At 65.9% G+C, this 14,919-nt stretch carries 15 protein-coding genes; 2 read left to right on the forward strand and 13 right to left on the reverse strand.

Annotation, left to right across the window (positions count from 1 at the left end):
* Positions 1–54: 54 nt before the first annotated feature.
* The 7 genes from ACVWY5_RS21955 to ACVWY5_RS21985 all read right to left on the reverse strand — a co-directional run bounded on the left by ACVWY5_RS21955 (position 55) and on the right by ACVWY5_RS21985 (position 7,109).
* Positions 55–1,011: a helix-turn-helix domain-containing protein gene (locus tag ACVWY5_RS21955; protein WP_028336822.1), complete on the reverse strand. Its 957-nt coding sequence runs from the start codon at positions 1,009–1,011 to the stop codon at positions 55–57.
* A 218-nt stretch (positions 1,012–1,229) separates the two neighbouring features.
* Positions 1,230–2,468: a DUF2778 domain-containing protein gene (locus tag ACVWY5_RS21960; protein WP_321177055.1), complete on the reverse strand. Its 1,239-nt coding sequence runs from the start codon at positions 2,466–2,468 to the stop codon at positions 1,230–1,232.
* Between the two features lie 329 nt (positions 2,469–2,797).
* A complete protein-coding gene (locus tag ACVWY5_RS21965) occupies positions 2,798–3,493 on the reverse strand; it encodes a DUF899 family protein (protein ID WP_028336820.1) in 696 nt (231 codons plus the stop codon).
* Positions 3,494–3,571: 78 nt separating this feature from the next.
* Positions 3,572–5,074 (reverse strand): glycosyltransferase family 39 protein, encoded by a 1,503-nt coding sequence (locus tag ACVWY5_RS21970; RefSeq protein WP_028336819.1) that lies wholly within the window; start codon positions 5,072–5,074, stop codon positions 3,572–3,574.
* A 7-nt stretch (positions 5,075–5,081) separates the two neighbouring features.
* The gene (locus ACVWY5_RS21975) at positions 5,082–6,215 is read right to left on the reverse strand and encodes a glycosyltransferase (protein ID WP_028336818.1); all 1,134 of its coding nucleotides are present in this window, start codon (positions 6,213–6,215) and stop codon (positions 5,082–5,084) included.
* A gap of 249 nt (positions 6,216–6,464) precedes the next feature.
* Positions 6,465–6,671, reverse strand: coding sequence for a hypothetical protein (locus ACVWY5_RS21980; RefSeq protein ID WP_028336817.1), 207 nt, complete (start codon positions 6,669–6,671; stop codon positions 6,465–6,467).
* Positions 6,672–6,737: 66 nt separating this feature from the next.
* The gene (locus ACVWY5_RS21985) at positions 6,738–7,109 is read right to left on the reverse strand and encodes a hypothetical protein (RefSeq protein WP_028336816.1); all 372 of its coding nucleotides are present in this window, start codon (positions 7,107–7,109) and stop codon (positions 6,738–6,740) included.
* Positions 7,110–7,248: 139 nt separating this feature from the next.
* Here ACVWY5_RS21985 and ACVWY5_RS21990 point away from each other — a divergent pair, with 139 nt between their 5' ends.
* Positions 7,249–8,076: a DUF72 domain-containing protein gene (locus ACVWY5_RS21990; RefSeq protein WP_028336815.1), complete on the forward strand. Its 828-nt coding sequence runs from the start codon at positions 7,249–7,251 to the stop codon at positions 8,074–8,076.
* A 10-nt stretch (positions 8,077–8,086) separates the two neighbouring features.
* Positions 8,087–8,560 (forward strand): DUF488 domain-containing protein, encoded by a 474-nt coding sequence (locus ACVWY5_RS21995; protein WP_028336814.1) that lies wholly within the window; start codon positions 8,087–8,089, stop codon positions 8,558–8,560.
* On the opposite strand, the gene ACVWY5_RS22000 is transcribed toward ACVWY5_RS21995, so the two are convergent.
* From ACVWY5_RS22000 to ACVWY5_RS22025, 6 genes are all read right to left on the reverse strand, one after another.
* Positions 8,557–9,474, reverse strand: coding sequence for a PhzF family phenazine biosynthesis protein (locus ACVWY5_RS22000; RefSeq protein ID WP_028336813.1), 918 nt, complete (start codon positions 9,472–9,474; stop codon positions 8,557–8,559). The two genes, ACVWY5_RS21995 and ACVWY5_RS22000, sit on opposite strands and share 4 nt — an antisense overlap.
* 165 nt (positions 9,475–9,639) lie before the next feature.
* Positions 9,640–10,956, reverse strand: a complete 1,317-nt coding sequence (locus ACVWY5_RS22005; RefSeq protein ID WP_028336812.1) for an adenylate/guanylate cyclase domain-containing protein — start codon at positions 10,954–10,956, stop codon at positions 9,640–9,642.
* Positions 10,957–11,094: 138 nt separating this feature from the next.
* Positions 11,095–12,258, reverse strand: a complete 1,164-nt coding sequence (locus tag ACVWY5_RS22010) for an ABC transporter permease (protein WP_028336811.1) — start codon at positions 12,256–12,258, stop codon at positions 11,095–11,097.
* A gap of 31 nt (positions 12,259–12,289) precedes the next feature.
* The gene (locus tag ACVWY5_RS22015; protein WP_028336810.1) at positions 12,290–13,249 is read right to left on the reverse strand and encodes an ABC transporter ATP-binding protein; all 960 of its coding nucleotides are present in this window, start codon (positions 13,247–13,249) and stop codon (positions 12,290–12,292) included.
* Positions 13,246–14,043, reverse strand: coding sequence for an HlyD family secretion protein (locus tag ACVWY5_RS22020; protein WP_028336809.1), 798 nt, complete (start codon positions 14,041–14,043; stop codon positions 13,246–13,248). Before ACVWY5_RS22020 ends, ACVWY5_RS22015 begins: the two co-directional genes overlap by 4 nt.
* Positions 14,040–14,774: a TetR/AcrR family transcriptional regulator gene (locus ACVWY5_RS22025; protein WP_028336808.1), complete on the reverse strand. Its 735-nt coding sequence runs from the start codon at positions 14,772–14,774 to the stop codon at positions 14,040–14,042. The genes ACVWY5_RS22020 and ACVWY5_RS22025 overlap by 4 nt, the downstream gene beginning before the upstream one ends.
* Positions 14,775–14,919 lie beyond the last annotated feature (145 nt).

The following is a 14,919-nucleotide window of genomic DNA, read 5'->3' on the forward strand; positions in this document are numbered from 1 at the left end:
TTGCACAGGCGCAGCAGCGCTTTGGACGCAGCGCTCCGGGCTTCGTGAGCCAGCCTAACGGTGCAAGCCGAGTTGCTTGAGCTTGCGATGCAAGGTCGCCCGGGACATGTCGAGGTCCTTGGCGGCCTTCGACACATTGCCGCCGGCGCGCGCCAGCGCTCGTTGCAACGCTGCTCGTTCCGCGGCAGCCAGGTCACCCGCGTCGCGAGTCTCGCCGATCAGGTCGGCCGCCGGCAATGGCCGCGCCAGCGACGCCGCGTTGAGGCCGAGCGCGCGGCGCGCAGCCCGCGTCGCACCGATCACGAGATCGTCGCGATCGACCGCCAGCAGCGAATTGACGGCACGCTCGCTCTTCGGCGTCAGCAGAATTCGCGCATCGGGAAACGCGCGGCGAAAATTCTCGGCCTCGATCGTGCGCGCGGCGTCGGTGACCGTGGTCGCGATCAGCCGGGAAAATCCGCCGGTCAAATCCGCCCGGCAGGAAGAGACATCGAGCGCGGCGGCAAGCTCGCCATGCTCATCGAAGATCGGCGCGGTGGTGCAGAACAGTCCGGAATTGCGGGTGAAGAAGTGCTGCTCGCGGTCGATCGACAGCGGGCGCTTCTCGACGATGCAGGTGCCGATGCCGTTGGTCCCCTCGTATTTCTCGCTCCAGACCGCGCCGGTCCAGAGCCCCCAGGCGTCGAAGGTCGCATCATCGGCGCCCGCGCCGCGGCGGTCGACGACGACGCCGTCGCGGTCCGCGAGCAGCACCGAGCAGCCAACCCCGCCCACGGCAAGGAACAGCCGGTCGAGCGTGCTCTGAGCAACTTTCAGGAATCCGCCGAGCCGCTGCTGTGCAGCGGCGATGTCAGCCTGGCTGAGACGATGGGAAGGCAGGCGGCTCGCCGGATCGAGCGCGTGCAGATGGCCGGAACGACGCCACGACGCCGACAGGTCGGATGGCGCCCCACCTCCGGCAAGCACGTCGAGAACCTTGTCCGTATGCATGACGCCCGCCGACCGGCTCATGCTTCCCTCCCCTGCTCCCCGGGTTCTCTGCCCCTCGGGAACGCGGCGCTGTTGGCCCTGGCACCCTTGTATGCGACAGGATATAGCGCGCTCCACAGCCTTTCAAGGGATGGCAACCGGGACCTTCGGACAGGAACTGACGATGGAGCGGTGGCCGTTCCAGGCGGTTGACCGCGGGACAGGCCAAGGGGACAAGCGTCCCCTCCAGCAGAATGCGCCTACTGAATCCGCGCGAGCACCGCGAGACGGCGGATGCCCTTGTTACGGTAGGCGTCGAGGAACGCGTAATAGTCCTTGAACGAGACGCAGCCGTTGGAGTCGCCGTTCGGACCGAGCATGAAGGTGTGCGCGAGCAGGCCGACGCGGTTGAAGATCTTGCCTTCGCCGCCGATCGGATTGAGCCGCAGCGCCGGCACGCCGTGGAACAGTGCCTCGCGCGGCTTGAGCTCGTAAATGTGCGGCGGCGTCACGCCGACCATCTTCAGGTGCGAGGACCTGGGATCGTCGAGCCTGGAGCCGAGGCCCGAATGCGCCTCGAGGCGCGTGCCGTCAGGCAGGTACACGGTCCTGGCCGAGATGTCGTAGACCGCCGTCTGGCGGTCATAGGGCGGCGAGCCGCCGAGCATCGGGTTCTGGTCCAGCGTCGAAGGAATGCTGCCGGTCACGTTCGCATCGGCTGAAGCGAAGGAGAGCAATCCGCCGCTCGACTCCCGCTTGCCCCACAGTTTCTCGACCATGGTCTGCCGTTCGTTCGATGCGATCGACATCACTGCGGCCTTGGCGCGCGCGGCCATGTCGCGAACGCCGCCGGATTTAGTCGCCTGCCTGGCCTCGGCAGGCTTCGCCTCGGCTGCCTTGTCGGCCCCCTTGGGCTGAACGTCCGCAGCGGGATCGTTGAGCGCCACCTTCAGATTGGCGGCGGCCTGCTTCTTGGCGGTCTCGACCGACTTCGGCGCCGGCAACGGCTTCGATGTCTCGGCGAGCTCCGCGGAGGCGACCGCCCTCGCCGCTTCGGCGACCTTTGGCGCAGCGGCCTGCTTGATCGGGTCGATCTGCGATGCGGCGTCAGCCACGACGCTGGACGCGACGCCCTCGGGCGAGGCGGCCGCAAACCGATCGTTAAACATAAGCGACGATGCCGCGGCTTCCGACTTCGCGACCTCGGTCTTCGCGGGCGCCGCTGGTGCCGGCGTCAAGGAGGCGAACACCTCGTTGAAGGCAGGCGTCGGCCGCGCAGCGACCGCGACGGGCCGCTTGATCACCGGCGCATCGAACGACGCATTGCCCACGGAGGGATAGACGCTCGCCGCAAAAATGTTGGCGTAAACGGTCCAGGCGCAGCCAAGCACCAGCCCCGCCACCGCGGCGCTGCCGAGGAAATGCTGTGGGAGGATTTTTCGGGAGGATTTCTTGCGGCTTGGCGCCCCAAGAACATACGCACTCGCACTCGTACCCATACGCCCGGCGCTCAAAACAGGTCCACCTTTGTCCCTCACTCGACGCGGGGTCGAACGGAGTTCGGCTCAACGTCGCGCGGGGGCACAGACGGCCATTAAGGCGACTTTTAGTTAAATGCGACTTAACCGGATGCGATCCCCTGCAGCGCGGGAAGTGCCTGTGGCGTAGGGCTTTTTTAAGATTACATTGGACCGCCAAAGCGGCTTTTCTGTCCCATCATGGGACATTCCGGCATGCCGCTCCAGCGCGGCATGCCGGAATATATTCAGGGGAGAATTTCCTTGTCGATCGCCCCGTAATCGCGCGGGGATCGAGCAAAAACCATCTCTCAGTAGCTGAGCTTCGGATACCAGTCCTTGCCGCGCCCTTCAGGCGTCGTGTCGAGCAAGGTCCAGAGCGGATCCATGTCCGGCGCGCCGCGCGGATCCTGGCCGGGGTCCATCGTGCCCGCCCCCATTTCGCCGGCCCAGAAATGACGCATCGTGCCGTTGTGGCGCGTGAAGACATTGTAGCCCGGCAGATCGCTGTCATCCTTGCTGACATAGTCGCGCGTGTAGTCGCCCGACGCATCCGAGTAGATCCTGTGACGCGTCCAGCCGCGCGCCTTCTTCGCCTCGATCAATCGAGCGATCGGCGAGCGCGCCACGAACACGAACGACACGCGCTGCTCGATATCGGGCAGCTTATCCTCCCAGGTGCCCATGAACGACGTGCACATCGGACACGGCTTCTCGCGCTGCGGACCGTACATGTAGCTGTAGACGATCAGCGTCGGCTTGCTGCCGAAGAGATCGGCGAGCGATGCCGCACCGGCTTCTCCGGTGAACTCATAGGGCTTGATCACCTCGCCGCCCGGCGGCAAGGCGCGGCGCAGCGCGGCGACGCGCTCGATATGCCGGCGCAGCTCGATCTCTTCGACGAGCAATTCCTGGCGGGCGCTGCGATACTCGGCGCTCTCATTGGGAAAGCGCCTGACATTGGTCGTGGCGAGCTCGGCGGCAGGCTTGAGAACGGAACTGGTCATGTTGGAACCTCGCATGGTTGACGGGCTGTCTGGAAGACGACCCGGACCCGGACGATCCGACACTCAACGGCGAGGATTTTATTGCAGTTCCGGCGGCGGGGAACGGTCGAGGACCTCGCCCTTTGCACCTTCCAGCAGGTCGAGCGCGTAGGTCTCGATGGTCAACGGCCCCCGCATGCGTTTGGCCTCGGCCACCGTTTCGACACGGGCGAAATTGTCGCGCAGCGAGGCCGGCATCGCCTGCTCGACCTCGTGCACATAGATCAGCTTGCCGGCCAGTTCCGCCGGGCTCGGCTCCTGCATGTTGACCCAGCGAATGCGCTGGCCCTGCTGGGCGACGCAGGTGCCCTTGGGGAGATAGAAGGCGAGCCAGCCGGTGGTGCCGTAATCCGCCGCCAGCACGCAGCTCGCGCCGGTCCGCACGCGGGTCGCCTCGATCTCGTCCGCAAGCTCCTGCCAGCCGACACCGACGCTGCGCACGGTGGCGTCGCGGCGGTAGCCCGAGAGCAAACCGGTGTTGGCCTGCACGATCAGCAGCGCGAACAGCACGACGCCGACGGGCGCGGCCCAGCGGCGGCAGAAATCGATCGTGCGCCGCTCGCGCGGCGCCCACTGCACCTGGACTGCCGCGACCGCGGCGGCTACGGCAAAGGCGGGATAGACCGGCGCGAACCAGTTGGCCTCGACCCGTGCATGCAATGCGTGCCACGTGAAGTAGACGACGATGGTCCAGAACATCGTATTGACCAGCACGCGCGCCTCCAGCGCGCCGGCGCGGCGCCGATAGAGCGCGTAGAGGCCCATCACGCCGAGGATGAAGACCAACGGCGTTGCGAACGCAAACTGGGTCGGGATCAGCTCGGCGATGTAGGTCGGCCGGAAATCCTCGATCCGCGCGCGCCCCATCTGCTTGATGAACGACACCCAGTGATGCTCGGCATTCCAGCGGATGACCGGGCTGAACAGGCCGAGCGCGACCAGGCCGCCGAGATAGAGCCAAGCCGAGAGAAACCAGCGCCGCAGCTTCGGCACCATCGCAAGCCAGATCAGGATCGCCGGGCCAAAGAACAGCGCCGAGTATTTCGACAACAGCGCCGCGCCGGCGCTGGCGCCGACCGCAAGCCACCAGGCGCCGCGGCCGCTCTCGAGCACCTTTGCCAGCGCGTACAGCAGCAGGCTGGCGGCGACCAGCAGCGGCGCATCCGGCGTCACGATCAGCGTGCCGACGGCGGCCATCAGCGTCACATTGAGCAGGATCGTTGCGCTCGCGGCGATGCGCCGGCCGCCGAACAGGATCTCGGCCGCGCGGTAGATCGCCCAGCTCATCGGCAGTGCGAGCAGGATCGACACCAGCCGCACGCCGAACGGCGTATCGCCCGCGATCATGGTGCCGAGTCGGATCACCACCGCGACCATCGGCGGATGGTCGTAATAGCCGCCGGCGAGCGCCTTCGACCACATCCAGTAATAGGCTTCGTCGAAGGTCAGCGGCGTCCATGCCGCGGCGGCCAGCCGCAACACGACCAGCGCGCACACCGCAAGCGCGGTGTTTCGGGCCAGCCGCGCCTCGTTCGCGTTCATGCCACCGTCATCGCTTGCGCCAGACGAACAGCCCGGACATCGCGTAATTCCACACCACGCCCATCAGTGCGCCGGCCGCGCCCGCCAGCCACCAGATCGGCTCCTGGTCGTAGACCGAGAACGCGACGCCGACATTGGCGAGCAGGCCGACGCTGCAGACCAGATAGAACAGCAGCAGGCCGCGCAGGATGCCAAAGCCCTTCAGCCGCTGGTCGCGATAGGTCAGGAAATTGTTGAGGATGAAATTGCTGGTCATGGCGACGATCGCACCAGTGGCCTGGGCCTCCGGGAATGGCGCCTTGAACAGCTCGAGCGCGATGAACAGCACGGTGAGGTGCACCACCAGGCCGAGCCCGCCGACGGCGGCGAACAGAATGAAGCGCAGCGAGATCAGATCATTGGTCAGCTTCGCCAGCACCAGGCCGAGGAAGTCGAGCGCGACCATGGAATCGAGCTTGCTCTCGCCATGCTGGCGGGCACCGAACGTGTAGGGAATTTCGACCGCGCGCAGCTTGCCCTCCGCGGTCGCCACGACGTCGAGCAGAATCTTGAAGCCTTGCGTGGACAGCTGCGGCGCGAGCTGCTCGAAGCGGTCGCGGCGGATCATGAAGAAGCCGCTCATGGGGTCGGCGATCTCGACCTTCAGCGTGCGGCGCGCGATCTCGGTGGCGAACGCGCTGGCGCCGGCGCGCTGCTTGTTGAAGCCGTCGGCCTTGTAGCCCTCGATGTAGCGGCTGCCGACCACGAGCTCGGCCTCGCCGCTCTGCAGCAGCGTCACCATCTTCGGCAGCTGGGTCTCGTCATGCTGCAGGTCGGCGTCCATCACCGCGGCATAGGGCGCGCTCGAGGCCAGGATGCCCTCGATGCAGGCGCCGGACAGGCCGCGTCGGCCGATCCGGCGGATGCAGCGCACGCGGGAATCCTTCCGCGCCAGCGCGCGCACCACGTCCCAGGTTCCGTCGGGCGAATTGTCGTCGACGAAGATGACTTCCCAGGACACGTCCTTCAGGATCGCGTCGAGCCGGCGGTACAGCACCGTGACATTGTCGCGTTCGTTGAAGGTCGGGACGACCACCGAAAGCAGCGGCAAGCTTGCTGCCTGCGATGAGGTTTCGGGGCTCGGCTTGATGGCTTCGTTCATGAACGCCAGCGTATAGCCGCAGCCTCTCCCGCTGCCAAGGCAGGCCGACCCAAACGCAAGCTCGGAACGCGGGAAAACAGGGCAAAACACCCCTGAAAATGCCAACGACCACGAACAAGGGGCGCGCGTACATCCGGCGCAGCCAATCAATGTCGTGGTCGTCCCAGCGCCGGAGCCCTGAAGCTGCAACGTCGCCGTTGGAAGCAAGATAGGAAGGCCCCAGGCGGTCCGCAAGGGGCGCAAGAGGCGCTAGTTGTTCGGGACTTCCCGGATCACCGGGCCGCGTGGCGCCGGGGCTGCCGGCGCGGCCTCGGCGGCGGGAGCCGCCTGCGGCTGTGCGGCGGACCGGGTCGGGTTGCGGAGCTGGCTCGGCGACGGCCCGTAGATGAACGCCGCTGCCAGCGCGATGGCTGCGACCAGTGCGCCCAGAAAGCCTGCCGTCGATTGTGAGCCCATGCCGATCATCCCTCGCCTGCACGGATTGATATCAAAAATCGGCCGGCCGCAACAGGATTTGGGAACCTATTTGGACGCGGCCCTGCGCCGGGTGAAGGCGGTCACGATGTCCTTCTGCGCGAGCTCGATCGCGCGGTTGGCGGTCGTCAGATTCGCGTCGGCGTCCTGCTTCGGAAATTGCAGCGACAGGAAGTCGATCAGCGACACCCGGAAGTTCTGCCGCTCCGAGGGACAGACATTGGCGATCAGCGAGGTGAATTCCTGGTCGGACATCGCCTTGTTGCTGTCGCGGGGATATTCGCGGGCGAGACAATTCCAGTAGGCGTCGCGGCCGGTGATCGCGAGCTTGTGCGCATCGTCGACCTCGTCGGCCATTGCAGCGGACGATATGGCGGCGGAGGACATGATCAAGAGGGCGGCCGCGACCAGCATGCGCATTGTTGTTCTCCATTTTGGCGCATCGTAGCGAAGAGCGACGGCGACGATAAGCACTGCCGCGCCGATCTGGCAAACTGGCCAATCACGATTATTTTGACTAGTCTTGCTTCCTGTTCCCTCCCTCACGATGAGTGCAGTCGTGGCCAAAGCTCCCACCAAGGCGACCAAGACAGACGCAGGCAACATCTATATCGGCATCGGCGGCTGGACCTTCGAGCCCTGGCGCGGAGTGTTCTATCCGGAGAAGCTCGCGCAAGCGAAGGAGCTGTCCTACGCCGCCTCCAAGCTGACCTCGATCGAGATCAACGGCACCTATTACGGCTCGCAGAAGCCGGAGAGCTTTCGCAAATGGGCCAGCGAAGTGCCTGACGGCTTCATCTTCTCGCTGAAGGGGCCGCGCTTCGCCACCAACCGCCGCGTGCTCGCCGAGGCCGGCGATTCGGTGAAGCGGTTCTATGATTCGGGCGTGCTGGAGCTGAAGGACCGGCTCGGGCCGGTGCTCTGGCAGTTTGCGCCGACCAAGAAGTTCGACGGCGCCGATTTCGGCAAGTTCCTCGAGCTGCTGCCGCGCAAGCTCGACGGCCGCGCGCTGCGCCATGTCGTCGAGGTCCGGCACGACAGTTTTTGCGTGCCCGAATTCGTCGCCCTCATTCGCGAGCACGAGGTGCCGGTGGTGTTCGCCGAGCACGGCAAATATCCGGCGATTGCCGACGTCGCGAGCGACTTCGTCTATGCCCGGCTGCAGAAGGGCAATGACGAATTGAAAACCTGCTATCCGCCGAAGCAGCTCGACGCCTGGGCCAAGCGGTTTCAGGACTGGGCCGCCGGCAGCGAGCCCGACGACCTGCCGAAGGTCGAGAAAACCGCGCCGAAGAAGGCGCCGCGCGACGTGTTCGCCTATGTGATCCACGAGGGCAAGATCCGGGCGCCGGCGGGCGCGATGGAGCTGATCGAACGGGTGAAGTGAGCGAGAACCGATGGCGAAGGCCAAGACGAAGGCATCGAAGCTGTTCACCATCGGCTACGAGCAGACGCCGTCCAAGGCGGTGCTCGACGAGCTCGAGCAGGCCGGCGTCAAGCTCCTGGTCGACGTCCGCGCCATCGCCTCCTCGCGCCGGCCCGGCTTCTCCAAGACCCAGCTCGCGGCGGGCCTCGACGAGCGCGGCATCGGCTACGTCCATCTGCGCGGCCTCGGCACCCCGAAGAGCGGACGGGAGGCGGCGCGCAGCGGGCAATATGCGCTGCTGCACAAGATCTATTCGGCGCACCTGAAGACGGCGCAGGCCAAGGAAGAGCTCGACGAGCTGTCGGCGCTGGTTAAGCAGTCCGGCCCGGTCTGCATCCTCTGCTACGAGCGCGACCACGAGCACTGCCACCGTCGCTGGATCGCCGAGATCATCGAGGAGCGCGACGGCGTCAGGATCGAGAACCTGGCGGCGCCGCAGGTCTAGCCTGCCCCGCCCGGCACGTTCAGCGTCCCCTCCATCATCTTCACGCAGCCGCCGCCGACATGCACCGAATTGATCGCACCGGCCTGCTTGCGCACCCGCGTCAGCAACAGGCTCGGCCGGCCCATGTCGACGCCCTGCCCGATCCGCAGCCGCAATTCGCCATCACGCGCGGGATCGATATCGGCGAGCAGCGCCGCGCAAGCCGCGGTCGCGCTGCCGGTGGCAGGGTCCTCGGACAGGCCGCTGGCACCCGGATGGAACATGCGCGCCTGCAGGTCGAGCGGCTGCTCGCTCGTCGGCACGTCGCTTGTGTAGAAATAGACGACGTCGCGGCCGATCTCGGCCAGCGTCCTGGCGAACGCCGCCGCATCGGGCCGGGCGCGCTTCAGCGCCTCGCGCGAGGCGATCTCCACCACCAGGAACGGCAGCCCGACCGAGACGACCTGCGGGGCGTGCCGATCGGTCTTCACGTCAGCCGCCGTCAGCGACAGGCACGCCGCGGCCGCGGCTGCACTCACCTCGTTGGTCCGCTGCAACGCCTGCGGCGCGGTCAGCTCGGCCCCGATCACCCTGCCGCCATCGGACAGGATCTCGACCGGCACGAGGCCTGCCTTCTCCTCGAACCTCAAGCGCGCCGGCGCCTTCGCCGCCCGGCTCGCCAGCACGAAGGCGGTGCCGACATTGGGATGGCCGGCGAACGGAATTTCCGAGCGCACCGTGAAGATGCGAACCTGGGCGTCGTTGGCCTTGTCCTGCGGCGGCAGCACGAAGGTCGTCTCCGAATAGTTGAACTCGGTCGCGATCGCCTGCATCGCTTCGGTCGAGAGCCCTTCGGCGTCGAGCACCACGCCGAGCGGGTTGCCGCCGAAGGCGCGGTCGGTGAAAACGTCGACGGTGATATAGCGCCGCTGCATCTTGCTTGTCCTTGTGCTCCGGTCATTCCGATGACGTCATCGTAGCACGGTCCGCGCAATGCCCTTCAGAGCACTCGGTACAATCGCGGGCAAGTCACATGCAGGCTGCTCGCGCGGCTTGAGGAGACGTGCGTGATTGCCTCGGACCAAGCGAGTGCTACCGCCTTACCCCAGCTGCCAGACGTGCACCGGGTGCTCGTAGCCCCGCACTGGGATCTCGCCGCGCGACACCGCGTCCTTGCAGTCGTCGCCGAGCGCCTCACGGACCGCGGAGGATATCAAAAACTGCGAGCCGAGATCCTTGTTCAGCGCCTCGAGCCGCGCCGCAAAATTCACGGTGTCGCCGATCACGGTGTATTCCTTGCGCCGGGGCGAGCCGATATTGCCGGCGACGACCTCGCCGATGTGGATGCCGATGCCGATGCGCAGCGGCCAGCTCGTCGCCGCGTTGGTGCGCTCGTTCGCCGCGAGCATTTCACGCGCGGCGGCGACCGCCTGATGCGCGGCGTCGCCGGTCTCGAACGGCGCACCGAACAGCGCGAGAAAGCCGTCGCCCAGAAACTTGTTCACGATGCCGCCATGGCGATCGAGGATATCGACCAGCACGGCAAAGGCGCCGTCGAGCCTGTCGACCACCTCCTGCGGCGAGCGGGTGCGCGCGCCGGCCGTGAAGCTGCGGAAATCCACGAACATCACGGCGACGCGCCGGATGTCGCTCCCGGTGCCGGCACCCTCCGTCATCAGACGTTCGACCACCTGCGGCGAGACGTGCTGGCCGAACAGATTGGTGATGCGATCGCGTGCGGTGGCGGCCGCGATGCTGGCCGCGAACTGCCGGCGCAGCTGCATGCCGACCGCGCCGGCCAGCATGCCGCAGATCAGGATGATCGCGCTGCGCGCGGCGTGATAGTAGATGCTGGTCTCGGCCGCGCCGCCTCCCGAGGGATGGAAGAACACCGCCATGTAGAACAGCTCGACCGCCGCGACGAAGCCGGTGAAGGTCGAGAGCCAGAAGTCGAGCCGCAGCGTCGACAGGATGATGAAGACGAAATAGATCAGCGGCGCCACGAAGCCGAGCGCCTCCTGCGGCCCCATGCTGTTCATGTGCAGCGCCAGCACGACGGTCGGCAGCGACGTCTCGACCAGCACGCCGATGTAGCGCCGGACCACCGGCAGGTCGCGCCCCTTGCGCATGTGCCAGCTGATCGCCCCGTGCACCCAGATCTCGAACAGGATCAGCGGAATGGTGACGTAGAAGACGTAGACGGGACTGAGGTTGCCGTGCCAGACGCGGCTGACCGCCTCGGGCGCAAAGAAATACACCAGCAGACTGATCGCCGCGAGGGCAGCGGCGGTAGCGATCAGCACCTTGATGCGGAGCAGCTCGGTGGTCATCACCTCGCGCATCAGGGCGTGATGGAAATCGGCGGATACGGTCGCGCCTTGCGCCGCCTCGCCTTTCGTCGCCAAGATTTCAGCCATGCCCTCCACCCCGTCATTCCGGGATGGTCCGAAGGACCAGACCCGGAATCTCGAGATTCCCTGGTACGCAGTTGCGTACCATAGTTCGATGCTGCGCATCGCCCCGGAATGACGATCGTTGATGGGATCCATATTGCCTCAATCGAGCGTGCGGCGGAAGCGCGTCACCGCGATCGTCATGGCGAACAGCATCAGGGCGACCAATGCGGCGGTGTCGTATTGCAGGTTCTGCCTCGCCGCGCCCTTCAGCATGATGGCCCGGACGATGCGCACGAAATGGGTCAGCGGCAGCCCCTCGCCGATATATTGCGCCCAGACCGGCATGCCCGCGAACGGAAACATGAAGCCGGACAGCAGGATGCTCGGCAGGAAGAACATCATCGAGAGCTGCATCGCCTGCAGCTGGTTCTGCACGATGGTCGAGAAAGTGTAGCCGATCGACAGATTGGTGGTGATGAACAGCGTGGTGAGCAGCGCCAATAGCGTGAGGCTGCCGAGGACCGGCACGCCGAACAGCAAAATGCCGATGGCGATGATCAGCGTGGCCTGGATGAAGCCGACCAGCACATAGGGGATGATCTTGCCGAACATCACCTCGACCGGCTTGATCGGCATCGACAGCAGGCTCTCCATGGTGCCGCGCTCGATCTCGCGCGTCACCGAGAGCGCGGTGAAGATCAGCATGGTCATGGTCAGGATGGTCCCGACCAGGCCGGGCACGATATTGAGGCGCGAGTCCGCCGCCGGGTTGTAGCGGGCGTGGGCGCGGATCTCGAACGGCATGTCCGGGGGATCGCCGACGTGCAGATCATGCGCCAGCGCCGATTGCACCAGCGGCCCGAGTGCGCCGAGCGCCGAGCCCGACGCCACCGGGTCGGTGGCATCGGCCGCGACCAGCAGCGCCGGTCTGTCGCCGCGCCGCACCGCGCGCTCGAAGCCGCGCGGGATCTCGACGCCGAACAGCACCTTGCCGGATTGCAGCAACTCGTCGAACTCCTCGACGGTGTGGACCTCGCGGACAAAATGGAAATAGGCGGTGTTCTCCATCGCCTTCAGGATCGAACGGCCGAGATCGCTGTCCTCCTGGGTCAGCACCGCGGTCGGCAGATTGCGCGGCGTGGTGTTGATGGCGTAGCCGAACAACGTCAGCTGCATCACCGGCAGCATGATGATCATGGCGAACGAGACGCGGTCGCGGCGAAGCTGGATGAACTCCTTGACGAGCATCGCGTAGCTGCGCCGCCAGAAGCCGAATGCCGGCTCCCTCGCCTCGCTGTTCTGGATCGTTTCCGTTGCGCTCATCACAATTATCCCTGGAAATTATCCTTGAAAGTTATCCTTGAAAGTTATCCTTGGAGCGCCCCATCAGATCGATGAAGACGTCTTCGAGCGACGGCTCGCTGGCCTGCCAATGCCATTTCGAATTGTCCCGATAGGGCGCGATCGCGGCCTCGAGCGCCGCCTTGTCGCGGCCGGAGACGTGCAGGCTGGTGCCGAACGGCGCCACCATGTCAACGCCGGGCTGATCCGTGAGCTCGGCCATCAGGCCGTTGAAATCCTCGCCCGTCACCGTCCAGGTCGACAGCGCGGAGGCGGCGATCACCTCGTCCACCGTGCCGTGGGCCAAGAGATGGCCGTAGGCGATGTAGGCGATCTCGTGACAGCGCTCGGCCTCGTCCATGTAGTGGGTCGAGACCAGCACGGTGAGGCCTTCGGCGGCGAGCGCGTGGATCTCGTTCCAGAAATCGCGCCGCGCCTTGGGATCGACGCCGGCGGTCGGCTCGTCCAGCAACAGCAATTGCGGATTGGGCAACGTGCAGGCGCCGAGCGCCAGCCGCTGCTTCCAGCCGCCGGAAAGGTTGGCGGCGAGCTGCTCCTCGCGGCCCTTCAGCCCGATCCGCGCGATCATGTCGGCCGCAGCCCCGCGCGCGTCCGGCATGCCATAGAGCCGTGCCACGAATTCGAGATTCTCGCGCACCGACAGATCCTGGTAGAGGCTGAAGCGCTGCGTCATGTAGCCGACCTTGCGCTTGATCTTGTCGGCATCGCGCCGGATGTCGTAGCCGAGGCAGGTGCCCTCGCCGCTGTCGGGCGTCAGCAGGCCGCACAGGATGCGGATGGTCGTGGTCTTGCCGCTGCCGTTGGGACCGAGGAAGCCATAGATCGAGCCGCGCTTGACCTGCATCGACAGGTCGTGGACGACCTCGCGTCCGCCAAACGACTTGGTCAAGCCCTTCACATCGATGGCGATGGAGGGTGCGTTGGACTGCGCGCTGGTGGAGCCGCCGTTCATCTGCGCTCCGCCACCGGCGTCTTAGGGGTGGTCTTGGGATTGAGATAGATGCTGATCGGCTGACCGACGCGCAGCACATCGGGCCGGCTTGGCCGCGCCTGGATCAGATAGACCAGCTTGTTGCGCTCATCGAGACTGTAGATGACCGGCGGCGTGTACTCCGCCGTGGTGGCGATGAAGTAGATCTTTGCCGTGAGGTCGGCGGCGCAATTGTCGCAGGTCACCCTCACCTCGTCGCCGAGCGCGAGCTTCGGCAGCTCGGCCTCCGGGACGAAGAAGCGCAGCTTCATGTTGCCGGGCGGCATGATCGACAGCACCGGGCGCTGCGCCTGCACCATCTCGCCCTCGCGGAAATAGATCTGCTGGATCGATCCTGCGATCGGCGCAAAGCCCTTGCGGCGGTCGAGCCGGGTCTGCGAGGTGTTGACCCGCGCCTCCGCAACGCGCAGCGCCGAGACCGCGGAATCCAGATTGGCCTGGGTGCCGGCGCCGGTGCCGCGCAGCGAGGCCGCGCGGTCATAGCTCTGCCGCGCATTGGCGAGGGTCGCGTTGTTCTGATTGAGATCGGCGCGCTGCAAATCGTCGTCGACCGAATAAAGCAGATCGCCGGGCCTGACCTCGTCGCCCTCGCGCACATTGAGCTTGATGACGCGGCCGGATTCATCGGGGCTGACGAAGATCATGTCGGCCTCGACCCAGCCCTGGAAGCCGGGATCGCGCTTCTCCTGGCAACCGGCCAGCGTCGCCGCCAGCACGACTGTCGTCACGAGCTTCATCATGCGCGAGCCGGTCATGGCTTGCTCCGTTCGCCGAAGATCAGATCGAGATGAACCTTGAACATCGCGAGGGCATCGAGCGGCGCGTGCCGGGCAAACAGGCTCTGCCAGATCACCGCGACGATCGCGGGCGCCACGACAAGCTGGGGAAACTGCGCGAGCTGGCGCTGCCTGATTTCGCCGCGCGTGATCGCGAGCTGGATCAGCGCCTGCATCGCGGCCATCCCCTTCGACACCACCTCGCGGAAATAGAAGTCGGCGATCGTCGGGAAGCGCGGCCCTTCGGAGACGATCAGGCGGACGATGTCGCCGCGCCGGGTCGACACGATCTCGCGGATGAAGGTTTCGGCGAATCTCTCCACCGCATCGCGCACCGGGCCGGTGATGGTGGGCGGCGCGGCCATGCGATTGACCAGAGGCACCACTGCGGTGCGGATCAGCTCCTCGAACATCGACTCCTTGTCCTTGAAGTACAGATAGAGCGTGCCCTTGGCGACGCCCGCCCGCTTGGCGACATCGTCGAGCCGCGTCGCGGCAAAGCCGCGTGCGATGAACTCGTCCATCGCCGCCTCGACGATCGCTGCGCGCCGCTCCGCGGATTTCTCGGCGCGGTTCGCGGCAGGCTTCGGCTCGGGCAGCTTTGCCGAGGCCACCTTCGGGATCCTCGCCGCCGCAACCCGGATCGTGGTGGTCCGGCGCTTGGCGGGCCGGGAGCGGTTCGTTTCTTCGATGCGCTTTGTCATGGCCATAATATGACTGACCAGTCAGTCATTGTCAATGCGTTCAGAGAAAACGCCTACCGGCCGGAAGCGTTCCTGTTGGCGTTCCGGGTGCGCATAGATTCGCGATCTCGCGGTGCAAATGCCCGAATTTGCTGCTTATTTCTGCCCCTCT

The organism is Bradyrhizobium sp. USDA 3256, assembly GCF_054058275.1.